This is a genomic window from Streptomyces sp. NPDC049954 (genome assembly GCF_040656295.1).
Lineage (GTDB): Bacteria > Actinomycetota > Actinomycetes > Streptomycetales > Streptomycetaceae > Streptomyces.
The window spans coordinates 174,239-195,939 of record NZ_JBFALS010000002.1 but is presented as its reverse complement, the minus strand read 5'-3'; the positions used below and the strand labels follow the sequence as shown (position 1 = coordinate 195,939).

Annotated in this window: 22 protein-coding genes; 9 read left to right on the top strand and 13 right to left on the bottom strand. The window is 72.5% G+C overall.

What is annotated here, in order from left to right; genetic code table 11:
* Window positions 1–10: 10 nt before the first annotated feature.
* From AB0J21_RS04365 to AB0J21_RS04350, 4 genes are all read left to right on the top strand, one after another.
* Window positions 11–1,258 carry an acyltransferase gene (locus tag AB0J21_RS04365; protein WP_363144281.1) on the top strand — a complete coding sequence of 416 codons (1,248 nt, stop codon included), beginning with the start codon at window positions 11–13 and terminating at the stop codon, window positions 1,256–1,258.
* A gap of 229 nt (window positions 1,259–1,487) precedes the next feature.
* The gene (locus AB0J21_RS04360; RefSeq protein ID WP_363144280.1) at window positions 1,488–2,855 is read left to right on the top strand and encodes a histidine kinase; all 1,368 of its coding nucleotides are present in this window, start codon (window positions 1,488–1,490) and stop codon (window positions 2,853–2,855) included.
* The gene (locus tag AB0J21_RS04355) at window positions 2,852–3,733 is read left to right on the top strand and encodes a response regulator (RefSeq protein ID WP_363144279.1); all 882 of its coding nucleotides are present in this window, start codon (window positions 2,852–2,854) and stop codon (window positions 3,731–3,733) included. Before AB0J21_RS04360 ends, AB0J21_RS04355 begins: the two co-directional genes overlap by 4 nt.
* A 61-nt stretch (window positions 3,734–3,794) precedes the next feature.
* Window positions 3,795–4,661 carry a hypothetical protein gene (locus AB0J21_RS04350; protein WP_363144278.1) on the top strand — a complete coding sequence of 289 codons (867 nt, stop codon included), beginning with the start codon at window positions 3,795–3,797 and terminating at the stop codon, window positions 4,659–4,661.
* Between the two features lie 117 nt (window positions 4,662–4,778).
* Here AB0J21_RS04350 and manD read toward each other — a convergent pair whose 3' ends face one another.
* The 5 genes from manD to AB0J21_RS04325 all read right to left on the bottom strand — a co-directional run bounded on the left by manD (window position 4,779) and on the right by AB0J21_RS04325 (window position 10,021).
* Entirely contained in the window at window positions 4,779–5,993 is a 1,215-nt protein-coding gene (manD, locus tag AB0J21_RS04345) for a D-mannonate dehydratase ManD (protein WP_363144277.1), read from the bottom strand.
* Window positions 5,994–6,180: 187 nt separating this feature from the next.
* Window positions 6,181–7,062 carry a carbohydrate ABC transporter permease gene (locus AB0J21_RS04340; protein WP_363144276.1) on the bottom strand — a complete coding sequence of 294 codons (882 nt, stop codon included), beginning with the start codon at window positions 7,060–7,062 and terminating at the stop codon, window positions 6,181–6,183.
* Complete coding sequence (locus tag AB0J21_RS04335) at window positions 7,059–8,030, bottom strand: sugar ABC transporter permease (RefSeq protein WP_363144275.1); 972 nt, start codon at window positions 8,028–8,030, stop codon at window positions 7,059–7,061. Before AB0J21_RS04335 ends, AB0J21_RS04340 begins: the two co-directional genes overlap by 4 nt.
* The gene (locus AB0J21_RS04330; protein ID WP_363144689.1) at window positions 8,030–9,208 is read right to left on the bottom strand and encodes a sugar ABC transporter substrate-binding protein; all 1,179 of its coding nucleotides are present in this window, start codon (window positions 9,206–9,208) and stop codon (window positions 8,030–8,032) included. The genes AB0J21_RS04335 and AB0J21_RS04330 overlap by 1 nt, the downstream gene beginning before the upstream one ends.
* A 375-nt stretch (window positions 9,209–9,583) precedes the next feature.
* The gene (locus tag AB0J21_RS04325) at window positions 9,584–10,021 is read right to left on the bottom strand and encodes a MerR family transcriptional regulator (protein ID WP_363144274.1); all 438 of its coding nucleotides are present in this window, start codon (window positions 10,019–10,021) and stop codon (window positions 9,584–9,586) included.
* 64 nt (window positions 10,022–10,085) lie between these two features.
* Between AB0J21_RS04325 and AB0J21_RS04320 the strand changes: the two genes are divergently transcribed.
* Window positions 10,086–11,417: an MFS transporter gene (locus AB0J21_RS04320; protein ID WP_363144273.1), complete on the top strand. Its 1,332-nt coding sequence runs from the start codon at window positions 10,086–10,088 to the stop codon at window positions 11,415–11,417.
* 79 nt (window positions 11,418–11,496) lie between these two features.
* Here the strand turns inward: AB0J21_RS04320 and AB0J21_RS04315 are convergent, their stop codons facing one another.
* From AB0J21_RS04315 to AB0J21_RS04290, 6 genes are all read right to left on the bottom strand, one after another.
* The gene (locus tag AB0J21_RS04315; RefSeq protein WP_363144272.1) at window positions 11,497–12,309 is read right to left on the bottom strand and encodes a FadR/GntR family transcriptional regulator; all 813 of its coding nucleotides are present in this window, start codon (window positions 12,307–12,309) and stop codon (window positions 11,497–11,499) included.
* Window positions 12,310–12,546: 237 nt separating this feature from the next.
* Window positions 12,547–12,732, bottom strand: a complete 186-nt coding sequence (locus AB0J21_RS04310; protein ID WP_363144271.1) for a DUF397 domain-containing protein — start codon at window positions 12,730–12,732, stop codon at window positions 12,547–12,549.
* Window positions 12,729–12,935 (bottom strand): DUF397 domain-containing protein, encoded by a 207-nt coding sequence (locus tag AB0J21_RS04305; protein WP_363144270.1) that lies wholly within the window; start codon window positions 12,933–12,935, stop codon window positions 12,729–12,731. Before AB0J21_RS04305 ends, AB0J21_RS04310 begins: the two co-directional genes overlap by 4 nt.
* A complete protein-coding gene (locus tag AB0J21_RS04300; RefSeq protein WP_363144269.1) occupies window positions 12,932–13,138 on the bottom strand; it encodes a DUF397 domain-containing protein in 207 nt (68 codons plus the stop codon). Before AB0J21_RS04300 ends, AB0J21_RS04305 begins: the two co-directional genes overlap by 4 nt.
* Complete coding sequence (locus tag AB0J21_RS04295; RefSeq protein ID WP_363144268.1) at window positions 13,135–13,341, bottom strand: DUF397 domain-containing protein; 207 nt, start codon at window positions 13,339–13,341, stop codon at window positions 13,135–13,137. The genes AB0J21_RS04300 and AB0J21_RS04295 overlap by 4 nt, the downstream gene beginning before the upstream one ends.
* Window positions 13,338–14,222, bottom strand: coding sequence for a helix-turn-helix transcriptional regulator (locus AB0J21_RS04290; protein ID WP_363144267.1), 885 nt, complete (start codon window positions 14,220–14,222; stop codon window positions 13,338–13,340). Before AB0J21_RS04290 ends, AB0J21_RS04295 begins: the two co-directional genes overlap by 4 nt.
* Window positions 14,223–14,451: 229 nt before the next feature.
* Here AB0J21_RS04290 and AB0J21_RS04285 point away from each other — a divergent pair, with 229 nt between their 5' ends.
* Complete coding sequence (locus AB0J21_RS04285; protein ID WP_363144266.1) at window positions 14,452–14,766, top strand: recombinase family protein; 315 nt, start codon at window positions 14,452–14,454, stop codon at window positions 14,764–14,766.
* A gap of 462 nt (window positions 14,767–15,228) precedes the next feature.
* Here AB0J21_RS04285 and AB0J21_RS04280 read toward each other — a convergent pair whose 3' ends face one another.
* Window positions 15,229–16,050 carry a TetR/AcrR family transcriptional regulator gene (locus tag AB0J21_RS04280; RefSeq protein ID WP_363144265.1) on the bottom strand — a complete coding sequence of 274 codons (822 nt, stop codon included), beginning with the start codon at window positions 16,048–16,050 and terminating at the stop codon, window positions 15,229–15,231.
* Between the two features lie 179 nt (window positions 16,051–16,229).
* On the opposite strand from AB0J21_RS04280, the gene AB0J21_RS04275 reads away from it, so the two are divergent.
* Window positions 16,230–17,021 carry a methyltransferase gene (locus tag AB0J21_RS04275; RefSeq protein ID WP_363144264.1) on the top strand — a complete coding sequence of 264 codons (792 nt, stop codon included), beginning with the start codon at window positions 16,230–16,232 and terminating at the stop codon, window positions 17,019–17,021.
* 31 nt (window positions 17,022–17,052) lie between these two features.
* On the opposite strand, the gene AB0J21_RS04270 is transcribed toward AB0J21_RS04275, so the two are convergent.
* The gene (locus tag AB0J21_RS04270) at window positions 17,053–17,970 is read right to left on the bottom strand and encodes an NADP-dependent oxidoreductase (RefSeq protein WP_363144263.1); all 918 of its coding nucleotides are present in this window, start codon (window positions 17,968–17,970) and stop codon (window positions 17,053–17,055) included.
* A 1,034-nt stretch (window positions 17,971–19,004) separates the two neighbouring features.
* Between AB0J21_RS04270 and AB0J21_RS04265 the strand changes: the two genes are divergently transcribed.
* Window positions 19,005–19,343: a MerR family transcriptional regulator gene (locus AB0J21_RS04265; protein WP_363144262.1), complete on the top strand. Its 339-nt coding sequence runs from the start codon at window positions 19,005–19,007 to the stop codon at window positions 19,341–19,343.
* A 385-nt stretch (window positions 19,344–19,728) separates the two neighbouring features.
* Window positions 19,729–21,696, top strand: a complete 1,968-nt coding sequence (locus tag AB0J21_RS04260; protein ID WP_363144261.1) for a translation factor GTPase family protein — start codon at window positions 19,729–19,731, stop codon at window positions 21,694–21,696.
* Window positions 21,697–21,701 lie beyond the last annotated feature (5 nt).

Genomic DNA, 21,701 nt, shown 5'->3' with positions numbered 1-21,701 from the left:
TCTCGGCCGGGTGCGGTTCTTCGCGGCGCGCGTCGAGAGGGCGACTCCGCCGGACCGGGACCGCGCGGTGGACGGGCTGCGGGCGCTCGCGGTGCTCGGTGTGGTCCTCGGTCACTGGCTCGTGACCGCGCTGGTCTCGGACAGCGGCGGCCTGCACGGCGCGAGCCCGCTCCAGCACCTGCCGTACCTGACGCCCGTCTCCTGGGTGTTCCAGACGCTCGCGGTGTTCTTCTTCGTGGGCGGCCGGGTCGGTTCCCTGAGCTGGGAGGCGGCGCGCGCCAAGGGGGTGCCCTACAGGCGGTGGCTGGGGGCGCGGCTCGCCCGGCTGTTCCGGCCGGTCGCCGCCCTGCTCGTCGTATGGGCGGTAGCGGCAGTCGTCGCGCTGTGCTGCGGGGCGGAGGCCGGCACGCTCCACGTGCTTCTGAAACTGGTCGTCTCTCCTCTGTGGTTCCTGCTGGTGTTCGCCGGGCTGACGGCCGCGACCCCGTTCGCCGCGCGACTGCATCCGCTGTGGCCGTTGGCCGTAGTCCTGCACATCGACCTGCTCCGGTTCGGCCTCGGCACGTTGAGTGGTGCGACGGGTGGTGGGGCGGGGCCCGGCTGGGCGGACGGGCTCGGCCGGGTCAACGTCCTGGCGGGCTGGCTCGTCCCGTACTGCCTGGGGGCGCGCTGGGCTCGCGGCGAACTCGACGGTCGCCGGGCGGGCCTGGTCCTGCTGCTGGGCGGCGCGGGTGCCTCCGCACTGCTGATCGCCCTGGGCGGCTACCCGGCCTCGATGGTCGGCGTCCCGGGCGGGGCCGTCTCCAATCTGGATCCGCCCACTCTGGCCGCGGTCGCCTTCGGGCTGGCGCAGTGCGGCGGGGCGTTGCTCCTGGTGGGGCCGTTGCGCAGACGGCTGCGGCGTCCGCTCGCGTGGGCCGCGGTGGCGCTGCTGAACCTCTCGACGATGACGGTGTTCCTGTGGCACCAGACGGCGATGATGACGGTCACGGTGAGCGCGCTGCGGCTCGGCGGCCCGCTGCCCGGACTGCACACCGTGCCGGACGGCCCGGGCTGGGTTCTGGCCCGCCTGCTGTGGCTCCCCGTGTTCGCCTTCGCCCTCCTGTTGTGCTGGGCCGCCTTCCGCACCTACGAGCAGGGGCGCCGGGGCCCGAACCGGGGCGCCGCATCAGTGAGAACCGCTCAAGTGACGCTTACTACGAGGGTGGTTCGGCGCGGGCGTCCGACGACCGGACCGGAAAGGGGCGGGCATGGCTAGGGTGAGGCGCCGGCACGGCGCGGGGGAGGTGGCCGGAGTGCGGGACCTGCCGGAGAAGGGCGAGACCGGAACAGGTGCAGGTGCAGGTACGGGTGCAGGTGCGAGTGCAGGTACGGGTACGTCTGTGGGTGCGACGGACGGGGTTCGGCGGCCGGCCGGCCCGGACAGCTCGCCCTCCTCGCGCGTGGCGCGCTCGGCACAGGCCCTACTCCGTAGGGCGCTACGCGTCGTGAGGGCGGACCTGTGGGCGGAACCCGCCGATCCGTGGCGCCCGGCGAGCGAGGCGCCATGGCGGCCGGTCCTGCTGATGCCCCTGGTGGTGTCCGTCCCGTTTCTGGCCGTGCTCGTCGTCAACGACCTGAACTCACCGGGCGGCGGGGTGGCGGGCCCCTCCCTGCTGTTCGGCCTGGCGCAGAGCGCGCTGCTCGTCGCGGGGGCGTTCCGCCCGGTGTCCGCGTGGTGGGGCGGACTGGCACTGTTCGTCGTCGTGGCGCGGTTACCGGTGTTCACCGACGCCGGGGCGCTCTACCCGTGGAGCGTGTCCGGTGCGCTACTCCAGGCGGGGGCGCTGCTGCTGCTGTCCCTGCGGGTGCGAGCGCGTCGGGCGGCGCTGGCCCTGGGGATCAGCGTGCTGGCCGGGCTATTGTGCCGGGCGGCGGCCACGCAGCCGTACAACGACAGCATGGGGCGCGTCGTCCCCTACCTGGTCGCCGCCACCGTCCTCGGCGCCGCACTGCGGGGGCTGCGCAAGGCGCGCGGCGCCCTCGTGGTGCAGGAGGAGCTGACGGCCGAGGAACGCGCGCGACGTACCGTACTGGAGGAACGCAGCCGCATCGCCCGGGAGTTGCACGACGTCGTGGCGCACCACATGTCGGTGATCTCCATACAGGCGCAGGTCGCACCGCATCTCGTGGAGCACCCCTCGCCGGAGCTGAAGGAGAACCTGGCCTCGATCCGGGGCAGCGCGCTGGAGGCACTGACCGAACTGCGCCGGGTACTGGGCGTTCTGCGGTCCGAGGCACACGAGGGAGATCCGGACGGGGTCGCGGGCACAGCCCGGGCCGATGATCCCGCCCCGCACGCCCCGCACGCCCCGCAGCCGACGCTGGAACGGCTGGACGAACTGCTCGACGGCGTTCGAGGCGCGGGCCTCGACGTGGCTTGTGCGGTGACGGGAGCTCGTCGGGCGCTGTCGCCGGGGGTCGAGCTGTCGGCGTACCGGATCGTGCAGGAGTCGCTGAGCAACGTCCTGCGGCACGCACCCGGGGCGACGGTGACGATCGAGCTGGGGTACCACCGGGCGGCCCTGTCGCTGCGGGTCACGAACAGCGCTCCCGAGCGGCCCGTGGCCCCGTCCCCCGGCCCGGGGCACGGCCTGCTCGGGATGCGGGAGCGGATCGCGATGCTGGGCGGCGAACTGGCCAACGGGCCAACCCCCGAAGGCGGTTACGAGGTGGCCGCGATCCTGCCGACCCCGGCACCACCCCCAGCCCGGGCTGCCACCCCCGCGCCCGCCGCCACCGTATCCGCAGCGCCCGCCTCCTTCCCCTCCCCCTCTGCCCTCTCCCCCGCCGATCCCGAGGAGCCCCCAGCGTGAACCTTTCCGAAGCCGACGTCCGGGTGTTGATCGCGGACGACCAGGTCATGGTCCGGCAGGGCTTCACGGTGCTGCTCAACGCGGAGCCCGGGATCGAGGTGGTCGGGCAGGCGGTGGACGGCCTGGACGCTCTCGACCAGGCCGCCCGACTGGTCCCGGACGTCGTACTGATGGACATCCGCATGCCGGGCCTGGACGGAATCGAGGCCACCCGAAGACTCACCGCCGCGCCACCGGCCCCGAGCATCCACACGCCCGCCCAGTCGGCCCCGAGCATCCCCGCCCCCGCCCAGTCGACCCCGAGCGTCCACGCCCTCGCCCCACCGAACCCGAACGTCCACGCGCCCATTCCGCCGGCCTCGAACGTCCACGCGCCCATTCCGTCGAACCCGGGCACCGCTCCCGTGGACGTCGACGGCTCGGACCGTCCGCTTCCCAAGGTCCTCGTGCTGACGACCTTCGACCTCGACGAGTACGTGTACGAAGCTCTGCGCGCGGGCGCGTCGGGTTTCCTCCTGAAGGACGCCTCCGCCGCCGAACTGGCCCAGGCGGTCCGCGTGGTGGCCGCCGGGGACGCCCTGCTCGCGCCCAACGTCACGAAGCGGCTGATCGCCGAGTTCACCCGCCTCAGGGGCGAGGCGCCACCGAGACGCCCGAACGTGCCACCACTCACCGAACGTGAGACGGAGGTCTTGTCACTCATCGCACGCGGTCTCTCGAACGCGGAGATAGCGGCCCGACTGATCCTGGCGGAGCAGACGGTGAAGACCCATGTGGGCCGCATCCTGGTCAAGCTCTCGCTGCGCGACCGGACCCAGGCCGCGATCTTCGCGTACGAGACGGGGGTGGTACGCCCGGCGGGCGGCGACGGAGAGTAGTCGCGGACGAAGATCGGGGAGCGTCGCACGGGCGCCCGCGCCACCCACTACCGTGGGCGCCGTGAACGACCAGGACGGGCACAACGGCCACAACAGGCGCACCGGACACAACGCCCAGGACGGGCATGCGGGACCGGGCGACTGGAGCAGACGCGAGGACCACGAGGCCCTCGGCGGAGACGTCGCGCCTGACGGGGCCATCGCGCCCGAAGCGACCCCGGGGGCCCGCCGGGGCTCGGGGGCCCGTCCGGACGCCAGGGCGCATCCGGACGCCGGGGCGCATCCGGACGCGGAAACCCGCCGGGGCGCGAAGGCACATCCGGACGCGGACACTCACCCGGACGCGGACACCCACTCAGGGGCGGGCACTCACCCGGAGACGGGTACCCGCCCGGAGGCGGAGACGCTCCCGGGCAGGCGGGCTACGCACCGGGACCCGCTCGCCCCCGAGGAGTGGCCGCTGCACCCGTGGATGGCCGGCTGCGACGTGTGCGTACGGATGCGGGTCGACATGGTCGAAGCGTGCGCCGATCCGGTGGCCGCCGACGCCGCCGCGTACAGCGACTGGCCGGCGCTGTCCCAGTCCGGGTTCGCCGAGCACGTCGTGCGGGCGCATCCCGGAGTGCTGCCGACGTGGTTCGAGGGCTGCGCCACCTGCGCGCACCACCGCGTCACGCAACAGCGCGCGGAGACATCCGGCCCCGGCTCCTCCGGCTTCGACTCCTCCGGCCCCGCCCTCTCCGCCTCCACCCTCGACGCCCACTCCACCCTCGACGCCCACTCCGCCCTCGACACCCCATCCCCGGACGCCCACGCTCCCGACCCCGCTTCCGACCCCTCAGGTCCCGCCCCCGACCCCTCAGGTCCCGGCGCCGAACACCGCGCCCGGCACCTCCTCGTCCCCGAGTCCATCGCCCACGAGGCCTGAGGGGCGACCGCTCCTCCCCGGCCGCCCCACCCGGCTCACCCCCGGCCTGCACCAGCACGTGCGGGGTCACCAGTCGTGCGGAGTCACCTGCCGCGCGGGGTCACCTGCCGCGCGGGGTCACCAGTCGTGCACCGTTCCGTCCTGGAGGCGGTTGACCGGGAGGTAGTCCGGGGCGTACGGGTGGGCGGCGGCGAGTTCCTCGTCGAGTTCGACGCCGATGCCGGGGGTTTCGCCGGGGTGGAGGTGGCCGTCGGTGAAGGTGTAGGCGTGGCGGAAGACCTCGTTGGTGAGCGGGGTGTGGCCGGAGTACTCCTGGATGCCGAAGTTGTGGACGGCGAGGTCGAGGTGGACGGCGGCGGCCATGCCGACCGGGGAGATGTCCTCGGGCCCGTGCACGGCGCTCTTGATCTGGTACTGGGCGGCGAAGTCGAACAGCCTTTTGAGCGGCGAGACCCCGCCGAAGTGGGTGACGGCGGAGCGCACGTAGTCGATCAGCTGCTCGGTGATCAGGGTCTGGTAGTCGTACACGGTGTTGAAGACCTCGCCGATCGCGAGCGGGGTCGTGGTGTGCCGGCGGACGAGGCGCAGCGCCTCCTGGTTCTCGGCGGGCGTGCAGTCCTCCAGCCAGAAGAGCCGGTAGGGCTCCAGGTCCTTGCCGAGGCGGGCGGCCTGGAGGGGGGTGAGGCGGTGGTGCGCGTCGTGCAGCAGGGGCAGTTCGGGCCCGAACTCGGCGCGTACGGCCTCGAAGACGCCGGGGAGGTGGCGCAGGTAGGCGGCGGTGTCCCAGTCCTCGACCACGGGGCGGGGGTGCGCGGAGGGGGCGGCGGCCTCTTGCGCGGCGGAGCCCCCCACGCCGTACACCGTCTTGAGTCCGGGCACGCCGGTCTGGACGCGGATGGCGGGGTAGCCGAGGGCCAGCTTCTCGCGGACGGAGTCGAGGAGTTCGGGGATGTCGCGGCCGCTCGCGTGGCCGTAGGTGGCGACGCGCTCGCGGCTCGCGCCGCCGAGCAGCTGGTAGAGCGGCAGTCCGGCGGCCTTGGCCTTGATGTCCCACAGGGCGACGTCGACGGCGGCGATCGCGGCCATCGTGACGGGGCCGCGCCGCCAGTACGCGCCCCGGTACAGGGACTGCCAGGTGTCCTCGATCCGGTGCGGGTCGAGCCCGATGAGCAGCGGGGCGACGTGGTCGCGCAGGTAGCTGACGACGGCGAGTTCGCGACCGTTGAGGGTGGCGTCACCGAGGCCGGTGAGCCCTTCGTCCGTGGTGATCTTCAGGGTGACGAAGTTGCGGCCGGGGCTGGTGACGACGACCTTCGCGTCGACGATCTTCATGGCATTCGCTTTCCGGGCCGCGCACGGCGGCCGTCTCAGGGACATCGGGGAGACAGGACGAGATCAGGGAGACGGATCAGGGAGACGGATCAGGGGGACGGGAACAGGGGGACGGGACGGGACGAGACGCAACGGGGTGATGGGACTGATGGGACCAAGGGGACAGGACGAGGAGGAAGGGGCCCCTTCAGCCCTTGGAGGCCCCGGAGGTGAGCCCGGCGACCAGGTATTTCTGGCCGAGTACGGCGGCGAGGACGACGGGCACGGTGATGAGGGTGGCGGCGGCCATGAGCCCGCCCCAGTCGGTGCTCGCGTAGGAGATGAAGTTGAACAGGGTCACGGGCACGGTCTGGGTGTGGTCGTCGGCGAAGACGAGGGCGAACATGAAGTTGTTCCAGCTGAAGACGAAGGCGAGCAGCGAGGCGGTCGCGGTGCCGGGCGCGGCGAGCGGCAGCGTGATGCGCCAGAACGCGCCGAAGGCGGAGAGTCCGTCGGTGCGCGCGGCCTCCTCCAGTTCGACGGGCAGCCCCGCGAAGAAGCTGATCATGATCCACATGATGAGCGGCACGGAGACGAACATGTGGCTCAGGACGAGCACGGTGTAGGAGCCGACGAGTCCGGCGCGCGCGAACAGGTAGTACCAGGGCACGAGCAGCGAGATGGCCGGGACGATGCGCGCGACGAGGATGAGCGAGCCGGTGCGGTGCATGCCGAAGCGGCCCACGGCCCACGCGGCCGGTACGGCGATGACGGCGGACAGGACGGTCGATATGACGCCCACGAGCAGCGAGTTGCCCATGGAGCGGACGATCTGCCCGGCTTCAAGGACGCTGCGGAAGTTGTCGAGGGTCGGCTTGAACCACAGTCCGACGGACGGGTCGGTGACCTGCACGTTGGTCTTGAACGCGGCGGCGAACATCCAGATGACGGGCAGCGCGAAGACGAGGGTGACGAGCCCGATCGCGATCCCGCGCAGCCGGGCGCCCCAGCGGCGGCGGGCGGGCGGCCGGTGGAGGACGGGGGCCGGGGGCGCGGGCGCGGCGGAAAGAGTGGGGTGCGTGGTGCTCATGCGGCGGCGGCCTTCCTTCCGGAGCGGCGGCGCAGCAGCACCACGACGCCGACGATGAACAGCGTGAACAGGACGAGGACGGCGGCGGCGAGCCCGTACTCCTGGTAGTCGAAGGTCAGGCCGTAGGCGTACACGTTGAGGGTCTCGGCCTCGAAGTCGGAGCCGCCGCCTGCGCCCTTGGTGGCGTAGAGGATGTCGAAGGTCTTGAGGGCGTCGACGGCGCGCAGGACGAGAGCGGTGGCGAGGGTCGGGCCGAGCATCGGCAGGACGACGTACCGGAAGCGCTGCCAGGCCCCGGCCCCGTCGACGAGCGCGGCCTCCTCGGGTTCCTCGGGCAGGGTGGTGAGTCCGGCGAGCAGCAGGAGCGTCATCATGGGCGTCCACTGCCACACGTCGATGAGCATGAGGGTCGGCAGCGACTGCTGGACGGAGCCGAGGAACTCCATGCGGGGCAAGCCGATTCCGGCGAGCAGGTGGTTGGCGATGCCGTTGGTCGGGTCGAGGATCAGCAGCCACAGGATGCCGATGGCTACGGGCGTCGTGAGCAGCGGGATGATCAGCACGGTGCGCACCCAGCGCATGCCCCGGAAGGGTTTGCGCATGAGCATCGCGAGCGCGAGCCCGAACACGGTCTCCAGGACGACGGCGCCGACGGTGAAGACGAGGGTGCGGCGGGCGGCGGGCCAGAAGCGGCGGGTGTCGCCGAGCGCGTCGGTGAAGTTGCGCAGCCCGATGTGGTGCTTGCCGGCGTTCACGGCGCCGAAGGCGTCGGTGAAGCTGAGGTCGAGCGTGAAGGCCAGCGGGAACACGATCATGGCGCCGACGAAGAGCAGCGCGGGGGCGAGCATCGCCCATTTCAGCCGCCGGTTGGCCTGTTCGAAGGTGCGGGTGCGTGGTGCGCGGGAGCGTGTCGAGGGGCCCGTGGCGTCGGCGCCGGTCCGGCCGGGGGCGAGGTCGGTCGTGGTCATCACGCCTCCTTGTGGCGGTTGTCGCGGACGAGGAAGTCGGCGAACTCCGCGTCGGCGTCCCGGACGACGGGCTCGACGCGTTCGCCGAGGATCCCGGCGACGAGCGGACGGCCGACGATGTCGCGGGCCCGCCCGACCTGGAGGACGCGGGGCCGGTCGTAGCCGAGGCCGCGTTCCGCGTTGAGGCGCATGGCCTCGGCGAGGTCGGGCGGGAACGAGGCGAGCGTCTTCTTGTCGGACCACGCCGACTCGCGCGCCCCCGGTATGCCCTCGGCCTGCAGCGCGGAGACCATCGCGGGGCTCGCGGCCCAGCGGATGAACTCCCAGGAGTCGTCGCGCAGCCGGGAGAAGGCGTTGATGCCGAGGCTCCACGAGGGGATGTTGTGCGGGCGGGCCCCGGCGGGACCGGCGGGGAAGGGCGCGAAGCCGACCGTGTCCCGTACCGTCGAGATCTTCGGGTCGAGGAAGTTGCTGTAGACGGCGTCGGCGTCGATGTAGAAGGCCGCCTTGCCCTGCGCGAAGATCGGCAGGGCCTGTTCGAGGCTCATGTTGGTGGCGCCGGGCGGCCCGGCCTCGGCCAGCAGTTTCCCGTAGTACCGGTAGGCGGCGAGCGCCTCGGGCGTGCCGATCGCGGACTTCCCGTCCACGACGAAGTCCCCGCCGTGCGAGTACAGGAAGCTGGACCACTGGGACACGGCGCCGTTGCGCTGTCCGCGCCCCACGTAGCCGAAGAAGTTCTTCTTGCGGTCGGCGAGTTCGAGGGAGGCGTCCATGAGCGCGTCGAGCGTCTTCGGCGGGCCGCCCAGGTCCTCGACGAGGTCCTTGCGGTAGTAGAGCGCGGGCCGTTCCGTGACGACGGGGACGCTCAGCACCTTCCCGGAGGTGACGGAGGCGGTGCGCGGCGCCTTCTGGAAGTCGCCCCAGCGGAAGGACTTCTCGCCCTCGACGCGGTCACTGAGGTCGGCGAGCCACCCGTTGTGCCCGAACACCAGCTGCTCCTGGAGGGCGCGGACCATCATGACGTCGACGTCCGTGCCGGAGGCGTTGAGCTTCACGTTGTAGCTGCTGGAGAGCTGGTCGGCGGTGAGCAGCGTCATGGAGACGCGGCGCCCGATCCGTTCCTCGAACTCCTTCATCCGCTTCTTGATCGCCTGCGACCACACGTGGTTGATCGCCATGATCCGCAGCGGCGTGTCCGCGGACGGTTTCCCGCCGGCCGGCGCGCACGCGCCGATCGCCCCGAGCCCGGCCCCGCCCGCGACCCCCAGGGCCAGCCGGCCGAAGGAACGACGGCTCAGGGCAGGGCTGCCGAAGGAACGACGGCTCAGGGCGGGGCTGCTGAGGGCACGGCGGCTGAGGGACTGACGCCTCGTGGACATCCTTGTCCTCGTCTCTCTCGGTCTCCGGTCAGGACCGGTCCAACTGGTAGGACCAGTTGGACCGGACGACGGGACGCTAACAGGAGAGAGGAGGCCGTGACCAGACCCTGGGACGGAGTTTTCCGAGGCCACCGGCCGTGAACCGCCACCGGGGCCTCGCGGAACCAGCCCCGGCTAGGCGGAGGCGGTGTCCGGCCCCCCGGCGGGCGCGCAGACCAGATCGCCGCCGTCGGTCGGACGCGGCGCGCTCCGCCCGGCGAGGCGCACCGCTTCGAGGTACGCGGTGACGGCGTCCCGGTTCTTGACGAGGCAGCGGATGCGGTCGGCCATGCGGTCGCGTTCGCGCTCCAGCGTGGCGAGCGTCTCCGGTGTCGCGTCGCTGAAGTGGATGTCGCGGGGCCGGTCGAGGCAGGGCAGGATCTGCCGGATGACGCGGGTCGGCAGGCCGATGTCGATCAGCGCCCTGACCTGGAGGACCTTGTCCACGCATGCCTCGTCGAACTCGCGGTAGCCGTTGGCGCGGCGGCGGGAGCCGATCAGCTCCTGCTCCTCGTAGTAGCGCAGCAGTCGCGGCGATGCGCCGGTCCGCTCCGACAGCTCACCGATACGCATATGACCTACCTCACTCGGGGCCGGCTTGACCCTCACACCGATGGCAGGGTTTGAGCATACGGCCATGACTACGCGGCAGCCACAGCCAGAGCAGCGGGCGCGGGAGCACGAGCGGGAGCGGGACGATCAGGAAGTACGGAGGCAGGCGGGACGGGAACCGGAACGGGAGCCGGGACGGGAACCGGAACGGGAACCGGGACAGGAACCGGAACGGGAACCGGGACAGGAACCGGAACGGCTGCCGTGGAGGGCGCTGATCGCCCTGGGCAGCGCGGCCTTCCTGGCGATTCTCACCGAGGCGCTGCCCGCCGGGATGCTGCCCGAGATGAGCGGTGACCTCTCGGTGGGGCAGTCCGCCATGGGGCAGTCGCTCACCGTCTACGCGCTCGCGACGGCGCTCCCCGCGATCCCGCTGGTCGCGGTCACGGCCACGTGGCCGCGCAAGCGACTCGTCCTCGGCGCGGTGGCGGTCGTCTCCGTGGGCAACCTGGTCACCGCCGTGTCCCCCGACTACGCGCTGACGCTGGTGTTCCGGGGGGTCTCGGGGGTGGCGACGGGCCTCGTGTGGGCGCTGCTCGTCGGCTACGCCCGCAGGCTCGCGCCGCCGCGTCTGCGGGGGCGGGCGATCGCCGTCACGATGACCGGCGTGCCGCTCGCCCTGTCCCTCGGTATCCCGCTGGGCACTCTGCTGAGCGGGGCACTCGGCTGGCGGCTGACGTTCGGTCTGGTGGCGGCGCTCGGCGCGGTCCTGTGCGGGTGGATCCTCGTATCGGTGCCGGACGCGCCGGGGACGCCCCGGGGGAACCGGGAGCCGGTCCTGCGGCCGCTCGCCCGGCCCGGGGTGGCGGCGGTCCTGTTCGTGGTCGCGGCCTACGTGCTGGCGCACAACATCCTGTACACGTACATCGCGGCGTTCCTCGACGCGTACGGCATGGCGGACTCCGTCGACCTGGTGCTCCTGGTCTTCGGGCTGGCCTCGCTGGTGAGCGTCGTCGTCACGGGCGCCCACGTCGACCGCAGGCTGCGCGGCCTGACCCTCGCCAGCACCGTCCTCTTCGCCGCGGGGGCCGCGATCCTGGCCGTACTGGCCGACCGCGAGGCCATGGTCTACGTCGCGATGGTCCTGTGGGGACTGGGCTGGGGTGCCGTGTCGACGCTGCTCCAGACCGCGGTCACGGACGCGGGCGGCGAGGGCGCGCAAACGCTGCTGGTGACGGTGTGGAACGGGTTCATGGGCGTCGGGGGCGCCGTCGGCGGCCTCCTCCTGAGCCTCTTCGGGCCGCTGTCCTTCCCGTGGAGCGTCCTGGCGCTCCTGACGCCGGTCCTGGCCGTCGTGATCCTCGCGCGCGGCCACGCGTTCCCGGCGAGGCGGCCGACAGCGGGAGGCTCCCTCTGACAGGCGGCGAACGGCGGGACGGGGAGGGGAGCGGAAGGGCGGGGACGGGGAGGTCGGGAAGGACGGGGGCGGAGGCGGCTCAGCGCGTGCCGCCGTCCCCTGCCCCGTCCCGCCGTTCGCCGGACTTCCCCGTCTCCCCGAGCAGCGCCTCGATGTGATGGCGGGCCATGACGTTGACCGGGACGTCCAGGTCGGCGCCGTAGGTGCGCAGTCCGAGCATGAGGTGGGCGCGCATCCGCTCGCTCGCGAGGTCCGGATCGCGTGCCTCGACGGCCGCGAAGATCTCGGGGTGGTGCGGGACTCCGGGCTCGGCGATCGACGGATCGGAGTTGGAGCGCAGCATCATCTCGAACATCATGCCGCTGATCGAGGACAGCATGATCCGCAGTACGGGGTTGCCGCCGGCCGCCGCGACGGCGTCGTGGAAGTCGAGGTCGGCGCGGGCTTTGACGACGACGTCGGTGGCGGTTTCGAGCCCGTCGACGGCGGCGCGCATGACCTCGATGTCGGCCTCGGTGGCCCGCAGCGTCGCGAGCCGCACGGTCTCGACCTCCAGCGGGAGCCGGGCCTCGATGAGCTGCCGCACGGTGGGCCGTCCGGCCCGGTACAGCGCGTCGTACCCGCGCGCCTGCCCGGAGGTCTGCTCCCGCACGAAGGACCCGCGCCCGGGCGCGACCTCGATGAGGTGCTGGGCCTCCAGCCGCCGCAGCACCTCACGGACGACGTTGCGGCTGGACCCGAACTGCACGGAGAGCTCGCGCTCCGAGGGCAGCTTGCTGCCGACTGGGATCTCCCCGGTCCGGATGTCGTGCTCCAGCTGCCGCGCGATCCGCTCGGTCAGCAGCCCACGCTGAGCGGGGCCGGGCTGGTGGGACGGGGCTTGCGGCGGCATGGTCGGGAGAATACAGGGGCGGCCGGACCAGCGGCGGAGACGGCGGAACCGGAGGCGGAAGCCGAGGCGGAAGCACCCGCCCGGGGCTCGCGAACCGGGGACGAGCGCTTCCGCGCGCGGCGTAGGTGGACCGTACGGCAGCCGACGCGGCGAACGTGGCCGTACGACGACGGGCCGCGCGGCTTGCGTGGCCGTACGACGGGCCGCGCGGCGTGCGTGGCCGTGGACGGCGCCGTCTCAGGAAGACGTGAACCGGGCCCACCGCGCGGCGGCGAACACGAGCACGGGCCCGCGCCCGCCGCCCTTCGAGTCCCGCGCCGCGACACGGCCGTCACGGAGGCGCGCGACTTCGACGCACTCCGCCTGGCCGTTGCTGCGGCTGCTCTTACGCCATACGGCATCCGTCAGGTCAGCACCGTTCATCCGCCCAGCTCCTCGACCGCGTACCGCTCGAAGGCCACCCACTCGCCGGGACCGACGGACAGCGCGGGACACCGGCCGTCGTGCTTGGTGTCCCGCATCGCCACCCGGCCGTTGCCGAGGAGGGCGACCTCAACGCAGTTCGCGTCACCGTTGCTACGACTGCTCTTGCGCCACACCACGCCTGTCAGGTCAGCGCTGTTCATCCGCTCAACCCCGTGACCGCGTGCCGCTCGAACGCGACCCACTCACCGGGACCGAAGACAAGCGCCGCGCCCCGCCCCTCGTGTTTGGTGTCCCGCATCGCCACACGCCCGTCACTGAGGAGGGCGACCTCAACGCAGTTGGCCTGCCCGTTGCTGCGGCTGCTCTTGCACCACACCACGCCTGTCAGATCAGCACTGTTCATCCGCTCAACCCCCTGGCCGCATAACGCTCGAATACCGCCCACTCACCAAGGCCAACGAGGAGCGCCGGGCCCCGGCCGTCGTGCTTGGTGTCCCGCATCGCCACCCGGCCGTTGCCGAGGAGGGCGACCTCGACACACTCGGCGTCGCCGTTGCTACGACTGCTCTTGCGCCAGACCGCACCTGTCAGGTCAGCACTGTTCACTTGCTCAGCTCCCTCGCTGCTTGCTGGAGAAGGCTCGTGCTACCAGCCTCATCAAGCGCCGAATCCCAGATAGAGGCGAACGCCCCGTCGTAACGCCCGATCTCGTTGATCTTGTCGAGATACAGCGCTCCTGTGAAGCCCTCCACATAGACGGTGGGCGGCTCCGTCTCCCGGCCGTCAGCAGTAGTCGGGAAGCGCATCCTGACGAACGGGCCGGACAGGATCCCCGCGTGCAGTCCGGCGCTGTACGGCACGACACGGATGGAGACGTTGTCCCGCGCGTTCAATTGAACCAGCCGCTCCAGCTGGGCAGCCATGACGGTGGCACCACCTACCGGACGCCTCAACACCGCCTCGTTGATCGCGACGTCCACCCGTGGGGCTGCCGTGACACGCGTAAGCAGCGCTTGCCGCATGACCCGGACATGGACACGCCGCTCAACCTCTGCCTCGTCCCGGCCGGGGTCGGATCGCTTGATGAGTACACGGGCATAATCAGGTGTCTGGAACAGCCCCGGCACCAGCTCAGAGGAATACCAGGACAACCGCTCCGCCGATTCCTCCAGCCCGATGTAAAGATCAAAGCCCTCCGGGATCACGTCACCATAAGCGTGCCACCAGCCGCGCCCCTTCGTTTCCTTGGCGAGGCCCATCAGGCCCTGCGTCAATTCCGGAGCCGCTCCGTACACCTTGCACATCGCCTCGACATCGAGGCTGCGCAAAGAAGTCTGGCCGGTCTCGATCCGCCAGATCTTCGGCTCCGACCACTCCAGCTCCTTGGCGGCGGCTCGGACGGTCAGCCGTGAGGCGTTGCGCAACTCCCTGAGATGTCGGCCCAGTTGACGACGCGGCACGGTCGAACCCGTAGCGACTCCGGACACACGGTCCCCCATTTTCCTGATTCCCCTCGATGCGAGCGAACCCTTCACCCGAAATGTAGGCCCCCAGATGTTCACTCCGCAATGTCGAACGATATTTCGATGTCACTCCAATTGATTATTCGCGAATGTAGTCTTGCAATTCCGAGTCCTGCGCTGCTTCACTCGTCACCCGGAATCAAGCCGCGACCACGCCAGGTAATGGCCCGCGCGGCGTAGGGAGAACGAAGCGATGAACCCGGTGATCTTCGGCTACATGCGCGTCCCCGACGACCTGAGCGACGAGGCGGCCCGGCGCACTCAGGAGGTGATGAAGGCGTACGCGGAGGCCCACGGCCTGCACCTGATGACCGTCTTCCACGAGTACGTCTCGGGCGGGCAGGCCGCGTTCACCGATCTGGTGGAAGCGGTCGGGCTCGCGGGTGTGCGGCAGGTGCTCGTGCCGTCCTACCGGGAGCTCGCCCTCAACCGCTCGCTCCAGGACGCCATGGCCCTGCACCTGTCGTCCGCGACGGGCGCGCGGATCCTCGCGGTGGAGGAGGACTGATGCGGGAGCGGCGGCCGCCCTATCTCATCCAGGACGCACGGGAGTTCGGGACACTCGCTCTACCGGCCGCGCATCCGGCCGCCGTCCACTCGCGCCGGTTCGTCCAGCTCTGTCTGTCCGGGTGGGGGACGGCCGGCGAGGCGCACGAACTCGCGCTGGTGACCTCGGAACTGGTGACCAACGCCGTTCTCGCGGAGACCGCCTCCGAGGCCCCGGCTCCCCTGGTCACCGTGGGTTTGGTCGCCCTGCCGGGTCGCCTCGTCGTGGAGGTCGGGGACACGTCCCGGCTACCGCCCGTGCTCCGGTGTCCGGCGGTGGACGCCGAGGGCGGCCGGGGCCTGCTCCTCGTCGGGAGCCTCGCACGACGGTGGGGTTTCTACCGCACCGGCTCCGGCAAGGTGACCTGGGCCGAACTCCCCACCGGGACAACCGAGTCGGGTCCCGCCGCCCCCCGGGACGCGGTCACTCCCGCGCCAGCCGGAACCGTTCCGCCAGGGCCTCGACCTGGGCGTGCAGGAGGGAGGCCGGGGCGTGGCCCATGCCGGTGAACTGGCCGGTGGCCTCCAGGCTCACCGTGCCGTGCAGCTGCGCCCACGCGAGGACGGCTCCCGCCAGGCCGGTGGCCACCGCCTCGGGGGAGGCGGCCGGGCCCGCGTACCGGGCGGCCCACTCGCGTACGGCGGGGTCGTCGTTCGCCCACGCGGACATCTCGGCGATCAGCGTGGCGTCGGCGCCTGACTCCGCCGCCGGGCGGGGGGATTCGGCGAGGACGCCGACGAAGGGGCCGAGCGCGCCCCTCGCCCGGTCCACCGTGTCGGGCGGGGCCTGGTAGCCGGCCACCGGGGACCCGGCGATCAGCAGGTAGCGGTGCGGCTGGGCGAGGGCCCACGCGCGGAAGGCGTCCGCGAGCGCCGCGAGCCGTACGGCGGCGGGGCGGCCCGCGCAGGACTGCCGTGCCGTCTCGATCGCCGAGGCCGCGTCGTCGTACGCGTCCCTGATCAGGGCGCTCAGGAGTTCGTCGCGACCGGCGAAGTACCGGTAGAGCGCGGGGCCGGACAGGCCCATGGTCTTCGCGATACGGGTCAGCGCGACCGCCTCGACGCCGCCCTCGGCGAGCTGGGCGAGCGCCGTCTGCTTGATCTCGGCGCGCGTCTGCTCGCGGTAACGGTCCCTCGGGCTGCTCGGCTTCTTCTCGGGCCTCAACGGCCTCTCCGGCGTCTCCGGCGTCTTCGGCGTCTTCGGCGTCTTCGGCGTCTTCGGCGTCTTCGGCGTCTTCGGCGTCATGGGAAGGGATCCGTTCCTCGTCTCACGCGGATGGTCGGGGCGGACCACCGCACACCCCGCACGTCCGCCGCTCCAGTTTCCCATCCTGGCTTTCGTTACGGCCCCTAACCCGAGGGCGGGAAACCCGAGGGCGGGAAAGAAGTGGCACGGGGTCTGCCCCATCACTACCGTGGCCCGTCATGACCACGCCCCCTTCCGTCACCCCGGCTGCCGAGGACTGGCTCGCCGTGAACCGCGTCAACTGGGACGGCCGGGTGCCCGTCCACGTCGACAGCGCCTTCTACGACCTCCCCGGCTTCGTCGCGGGGCGCAACTCGCTGCGGGACTTCGAGGTCGAGGAAGTCGGGGACGTGCGCGGGCGCCGTCTGCTGCACCTCCAGTGCCACATCGGGCTCGACACGCTCTCCTGGGCGCGGCTCGGCGCGCAGGTCACGGGGCTCGACTTCTCCGCGCCCGCCCTGGAGGTGGCCCGCGACCTCGCCGGGCGGACGGGGACGGCCGCCTCGTCCCGCTTCGTGACCTCCGACGTGTACGAGGCCGGGACCGCGCTCGACGGGCAGGGGCCGTTCGACATCGTGTACACGGGGCTCGGCGCCCTGTGCTGGCTGCCCGATCTGCCGCGCTGGGCGCGGACGGTGGCCGGGCTGCTGGCCCCCGGCGGTTTCCTGCACCTGACGGAGTTCCACCCCTTCAGCGACGTGCTCGGCGAGGACGGCCGCACCGTCGAGGAGGACTACTTCACGCGCGGGCCGCTCGTCTTCGACTACCCGCACACGTACACCGACGGCGAGCCGCTGCCCGCGACCCGCACCGTGCAGTGGCAGCACGGGCTCGGGGACGTCGTGACCGCGCTCGCCGGAGCCGGGCTGCGCCTGGAGTTCCTGCACGAGCGCGACGGCGGGCACTTCCGCTTCCCGCCGGGCACGGGCGCCCCGCAGGTCTACTCCCTCCAGGCGCGGAAACCGGAGTAGCCGGGCAGAAAGCGGCGGGGCGGCCCGGTTCTCACACCTGGGCGACCCGCACCACCAGCTTCCCCCGCACGTGTCCCGCGTCGCTCTCGGCCGCCGCGTCCGCCGCGCCCTCCAGGGGGTATTCGCGCGCCACCGGCAGGACGAGCCTGCCCTCGGCCGCGAGTCGCGCGTGCTCGGCGAGGCCGGGGCCCGGGTCGCCGGTGCGGCTCGCGGAGAAGGTCACGCCGTGCTTGGCGGCGTCCATGTCGGCGATCGTCACGATGCGTTCGGTGCTGCCGCCGAGCAGTTCGAACGAGTCGGCCACCGCGCCCCGGCCCGCCGCGTCGAAGACGGCGTCGACGCCCTGCGGGGCCACCGCCCGTACCCGCTCCGCCAGGCCCTCCCCGTACGCGACGGGGACCGCGCCCAGCTCGCGCAGGTAGGCGTGGTTGGCGGGGGAGGCCGTCCCGACGACCGTCGCACCGGCGGCGACGGCGAGCTGGACGGCCACCGTGCCGACCGCCCCGGCCGCCCCGTGCAGCAGCAGGGTCTCACCGGAGCCGAGGCCGAGCAGTCCGAGGACGCGGGAGGCGGTCTCCGTCGCGACCGGCAGCGCCGCCGCCTCCGCCCAGCCGAGCGCGGCGGGCTTGGGTGCCCAGCCCTCGGCCAGCGTGTACTGCGCCCAGGAACCGCCGAGCGCCCAGCCGAGGATCTCGTCACCCGGGGCGGTCCCGTGCACGCCTTCGCCGACCGTCTCGACGACCCCCGAGAACTCCTGGCCCGGGATGGCCGGGAGGGCCGTCGGGAAGACCTGCCGCATCCAGCCGGCCCGGATCTTGCCGTCGACCGGGTTCACTCCCGCGGCGACCACCCGGACCAGGACCTGCCCGGGGCCCGGGACGGGCCGCTCGGCCTCGCGGACCTCCAGCACCTCGGGCCCGCCGAACTCCTCGAACACACTCGCTCGCATGACCGTCTCCTACTCGCCGTACCCGAAGCAGCAACTGCCACTGTTCTCCTCGTACTTGCCGCACCCATGCCGGATGCGGCACCCACGAGACCGCCCCCGGACCGGCCGCCGACCGGCTTGGCCTGCACGGCACGGGTCTTACCGGTACCGGCACGGCGGCGCGGACCCTGGCCGCCGTCCACGACGTCCCGCACCGGCCGCTGGGCGCTGACCGCCGGCCGCTGGGCGAGACCCTGCCCTGTCTCTCGCGTGTTCCGCGTGACCTCGTCGCGCCCGGGGCGGCGGCCTGAGGGGTTCCGGCGGCCGCGTCTTCTTCCCGCTCCCACCCCCGTCATGCCTCACACCCGCACTTTTCCAGTACTACTTTCGCGGGTCGAGGGAGACAGAACATCGGCCTTCACCCGTTCGGGAAATCTGTCGTGGTGGGAGTAGACATGCGCGCTCCATGGGGTTAGCGTCTTCCTCGTAGCCAGAGATCCACGAAGGCGCGGCAGACACGAACTGCCCGCACGCGGGAGCAATAAGCAGTACGGCACGGTGGTGGAGTGGCGGGGCCGGAGTCATCTCGGGGTCCCCTCGCTGACGGCCGGGCCGGGCGGCTCGACAGGGGCCGCCGCAGCGGTACCGCAGGACAGTGGTCCCGCAGTACCGCAGGAAAGAAGGCAGTACCGCAGTACCGATCACGTTGACCAGCGCGAGGAAAGAAGGAGGCAGACGCCATCAGGATCGCCCGGGCGAGGACATAGCAGCCCGGGTACCGCAGGCCCCGGAACGGAAGGTGGTCCCACGGTCACGCAACCGCGATCCCCGCACACGTCCCCCTCCTTCGGGAGACGGCGCGGAATGAGAAGGCCGGCCCCGCAGTAGGCCGGCGGATGGTGTTCCAATCCCTCGGGGCTCCGGTGCCGCACGGCACCGGAGCCCCTCGACGCGTTCCCCAGAACCGCGACCCCCGACCGCCGACCCCCGAACCCCCGGACAGAGGTGCCGATGAGATGCCGGACGAGCAGCAGAAGCGCGCGGATGAGGTGCAGATGACAGCAGAGAACTCCTTCGACCGTCTCGACGACGAGGACTACCCCGCCTACACCATGGGCCGCGCCGCCGAAGTGCTCGGTACGACCCCGGCGTTCCTGCGGGCGATCGGTGAGGCCCGCCTGATCACCCCGCTGCGTTCGAAGGGCGGCCACCGGCGTTACTCCCGCTACCAGTTGCGTGTCGCCGCCCGCGCCCGCGAACTGGTCGACCAGGGGACGCCCGTGGAGGCCGCCTGCCGCATCGTCATCCTTGAGGACCAGCTGGAAGAGGCGCTGCGCATCAACGAGGAGCGCCGCGGCGCCCTCCCCGGGCCACGCCAGGAGGCGGACGCCTGACACCGGCCTGACACCCCCTGAACCCGCAGAGCGCCCCGCCCACTCGGACGGGCGAGGAACGCACGGCCGGGAGAAAATCACCGCGCCCCGCGCCCCGTCCTGCGGTAACGTCCCGCCCGCGGGTCCGCCCCTCCCCGGTGGAGGGCCGGTCTCGCGGGTGCGCCGTCCCCCACGGGGGTGTCCGCACCCACCCACCCCGCTCGACCGGCCCCGGCCCCCCGTGGCCGTCCTCGCAACGCCACGACGCCGCAACGCCCGTACGCCGTCACGTCACTTCACGGCGGCAGGGCCGAGCCGCGCGCGATCGGAAGGAAGAGAGCCATGCGCCGTCACTTCGGAGCAGTCACGACGCCCCGCGCTCTCTCTCCGATCTCCGAGGACCACCTTGACCACCACCCCCTCGCTCCCCCTGAACCTGGGCGTTCTCGCCCACGTCGACGCCGGTAAGACCAGCCTCACCGAGCGGCTGCTGTTCGAGCACGGAGCGCTCGGCGCGCTCGGCAGCGTCGACGCGGGGAACACCACCACCGACAGCGGCGAACTCGAACGCGAACGCGGGATCACCATCCGCTCGGCCGTCGCCCCGCTGACTCTCGGCGGTCGTCACGTCAACCTCGTGGACACCCCGGGTCACCCCGATTTCATCGCCGAGGTCGAACGTGCCCTCGGTGTGCTCGACGGCGCCGTCCTCGTCGTGTCCGCCGTCGAAGGGGTCCAGCCGCAGACCCGTGTCCTGATGAAGTCGCTGCGCCGGCTGCGGCTGCCCACGCTGATCTTCGTCAACAAGATCGACCGGCCGGGGGCGCGCGAGGAGGGGCTGCTCGACGACATCCGGCGCGGGCTCGCCCCGTACGTGGTCCCGCTCGCCACCACGTACGCGGCGGGCACCCCGGCCGCGCGCTCCCTGCCGCTGCCGCTCGCCGGACGCCACTCCCCCGCCGAACTGCTCGCCGAACACGACGACTTGCTGCTCTCGCGGTATGTGGACGGGCCCGCTCCGGCCGAGGACGAGGTGCGTGCGGCGCTCGCGCGGCACACCGCCTCCGGGCTGGTCCATCCGCTGTGCTTCGGTTCCGCCCTCACCGGCACCGGCACGCGTCACCTCGCCGAGGCCGTCGCCACCCTCCTGCCCTCCCCCGCCGCCGACCGGGACGCCCCCGCCTCCGGCACCGTCTTCGCCGTCGAACGCGGCGCGGGCGGTGAGAAGACCGCGTACGTCAGGCTGTTCGGTGGCCGGCTGCGCGCCCGTGAGCGGGTCGTGCTGCACCGCGACGAGCCGGGTGGCGGCGCGGCGCGCGTGAGCGGCCGTCTCACCCGCCTCGACGTCGTCGGCGACGACCACGACGACGACCGCGCCCTGTCCGCCGGGGGGATCGGGGCCTTCCGCGGGGTGCCGGGGGTCCGGGTCGGGGACCGGATCGGCGCGCCCGACCCCGGCCGCCCGGTGTTCCGCTTCGCCCCGCCGGGGCTTGAGGCCGTCGTGCGCCCTGCGGAGCCCGGCCGGGGCGCGGCCCTGCACGCGGCGCTGTCCGCGCTCGCCGACGAGGACCCGTTCGTGCGGACGCGGACCACGGCGGACGGCGAACTGTCGGTGCTCCTGCACGGCGCCGTGCAGCGCGAGGTGCTCGCGGAGCGGCTGCGCCGGGAGTTCGGCCTCGCGGTGGAGTTCGCGCCGGTCACGCCCGTGTACCGGGAACGGCCCGTCGCGTCCGGCGAGGCCGTACGGGAGCTGGGGCCGGGCCCGGACGGGTTCTGGGCGACGGTCGGGCTGCGCGTGGACCCGGCGGAGTACGGCAGCGGGGTGCGCTGGGCGCGGGAGACGGAGTGGGGCGCGCTGCCCCGGGCCTTCCACCGCGCGATCGAGGAGACGGCCCTCGGCGCGCTCGGGCAGGGGCTGTACGGCTGGGAGGTCACCGACTGCGTGGTGACCCTGACCCGGACCGGGTACGCGGCGCCGCTGAGCACGGCCGCCGACTTCCGTCACCTCACCCCGCTCGTCCTCCTGCGGGCCCTGGACCGCGCCGGGACGCGGGTGTACGAACCGTGCCGCGCGGTGGAGACCGAGGTGCCGGAGGACACCCTCGGCGCCGTGACCGGGCGGCTCGCGGCGCTCGGCGCGGACATCGGCGGGACCTGGGAGAGCGGCGACCGCTGGACGGTCGCGGCGGAGATCCCGGCCGGGAGCGTGCAGGAACTGACGGCGGCGCTGCCCGGGCTGAGCGGCGGGGAGGGCGCGCTGTGGTCCCGCCCCGGCCGCGACCGCCCGGTCCGCGGACTGCCCCCGCGCCGGGCCAGGACCGACGGCGATCCGCTCAACCCGGAGTCCTACCTCCGTTTCCTGGCCGGCCGGTGACCTCC

What these genes read in the sequence shown, in the direction of transcription:
- manD (WP_363144277.1), bottom strand. Translation starts at nt 5,993, where the DNA reads ATGAAGATCGTCGACGCGAAGGTCGTCGTCACCAGCCCCGGCCGCAAC.
- AB0J21_RS04340 (WP_363144276.1), bottom strand. Translation starts at nt 7,062, where the DNA reads ATGAGCACCACGCACCCCACTCTTTCCGCCGCGCCCGCGCCCCCGGCC.
- AB0J21_RS04335 (WP_363144275.1), bottom strand. Translation starts at nt 8,030, where the DNA reads ATGACCACGACCGACCTCGCCCCCGGCCGGACCGGCGCCGACGCCACG.
- AB0J21_RS04330 (WP_363144689.1), bottom strand. Translation starts at nt 9,208, where the DNA reads ATGGCGATCAACCACGTGTGGTCGCAGGCGATCAAGAAGCGGATGAAG.
- AB0J21_RS04325 (WP_363144274.1), bottom strand. Translation starts at nt 10,021, where the DNA reads ATGCGTATCGGTGAGCTGTCGGAGCGGACCGGCGCATCGCCGCGACTG.
- AB0J21_RS04320 (WP_363144273.1), top strand. Translation starts at nt 10,086, where the DNA reads ATGACTACGCGGCAGCCACAGCCAGAGCAGCGGGCGCGGGAGCACGAG.
- AB0J21_RS04315 (WP_363144272.1), bottom strand. Translation starts at nt 12,309, where the DNA reads ATGCCGCCGCAAGCCCCGTCCCACCAGCCCGGCCCCGCTCAGCGTGGG.
- AB0J21_RS04310 (WP_363144271.1), bottom strand. Translation starts at nt 12,732, where the DNA reads ATGAACGGTGCTGACCTGACGGATGCCGTATGGCGTAAGAGCAGCCGC.
- AB0J21_RS04305 (WP_363144270.1), bottom strand. Translation starts at nt 12,935, where the DNA reads ATGAACAGCGCTGACCTGACAGGCGTGGTGTGGCGCAAGAGCAGTCGT.
- AB0J21_RS04300 (WP_363144269.1), bottom strand. Translation starts at nt 13,138, where the DNA reads ATGAACAGTGCTGATCTGACAGGCGTGGTGTGGTGCAAGAGCAGCCGC.
- AB0J21_RS04285 (WP_363144266.1), top strand. Translation starts at nt 14,452, where the DNA reads ATGAACCCGGTGATCTTCGGCTACATGCGCGTCCCCGACGACCTGAGC.
- AB0J21_RS04280 (WP_363144265.1), bottom strand. Translation starts at nt 16,050, where the DNA reads ATGACGCCGAAGACGCCGAAGACGCCGAAGACGCCGAAGACGCCGAAG.
- AB0J21_RS04275 (WP_363144264.1), top strand. Translation starts at nt 16,230, where the DNA reads ATGACCACGCCCCCTTCCGTCACCCCGGCTGCCGAGGACTGGCTCGCC.
- AB0J21_RS04270 (WP_363144263.1), bottom strand. Translation starts at nt 17,970, where the DNA reads ATGCGAGCGAGTGTGTTCGAGGAGTTCGGCGGGCCCGAGGTGCTGGAG.
- AB0J21_RS04265 (WP_363144262.1), top strand. Translation starts at nt 19,005, where the DNA reads ATGACAGCAGAGAACTCCTTCGACCGTCTCGACGACGAGGACTACCCC.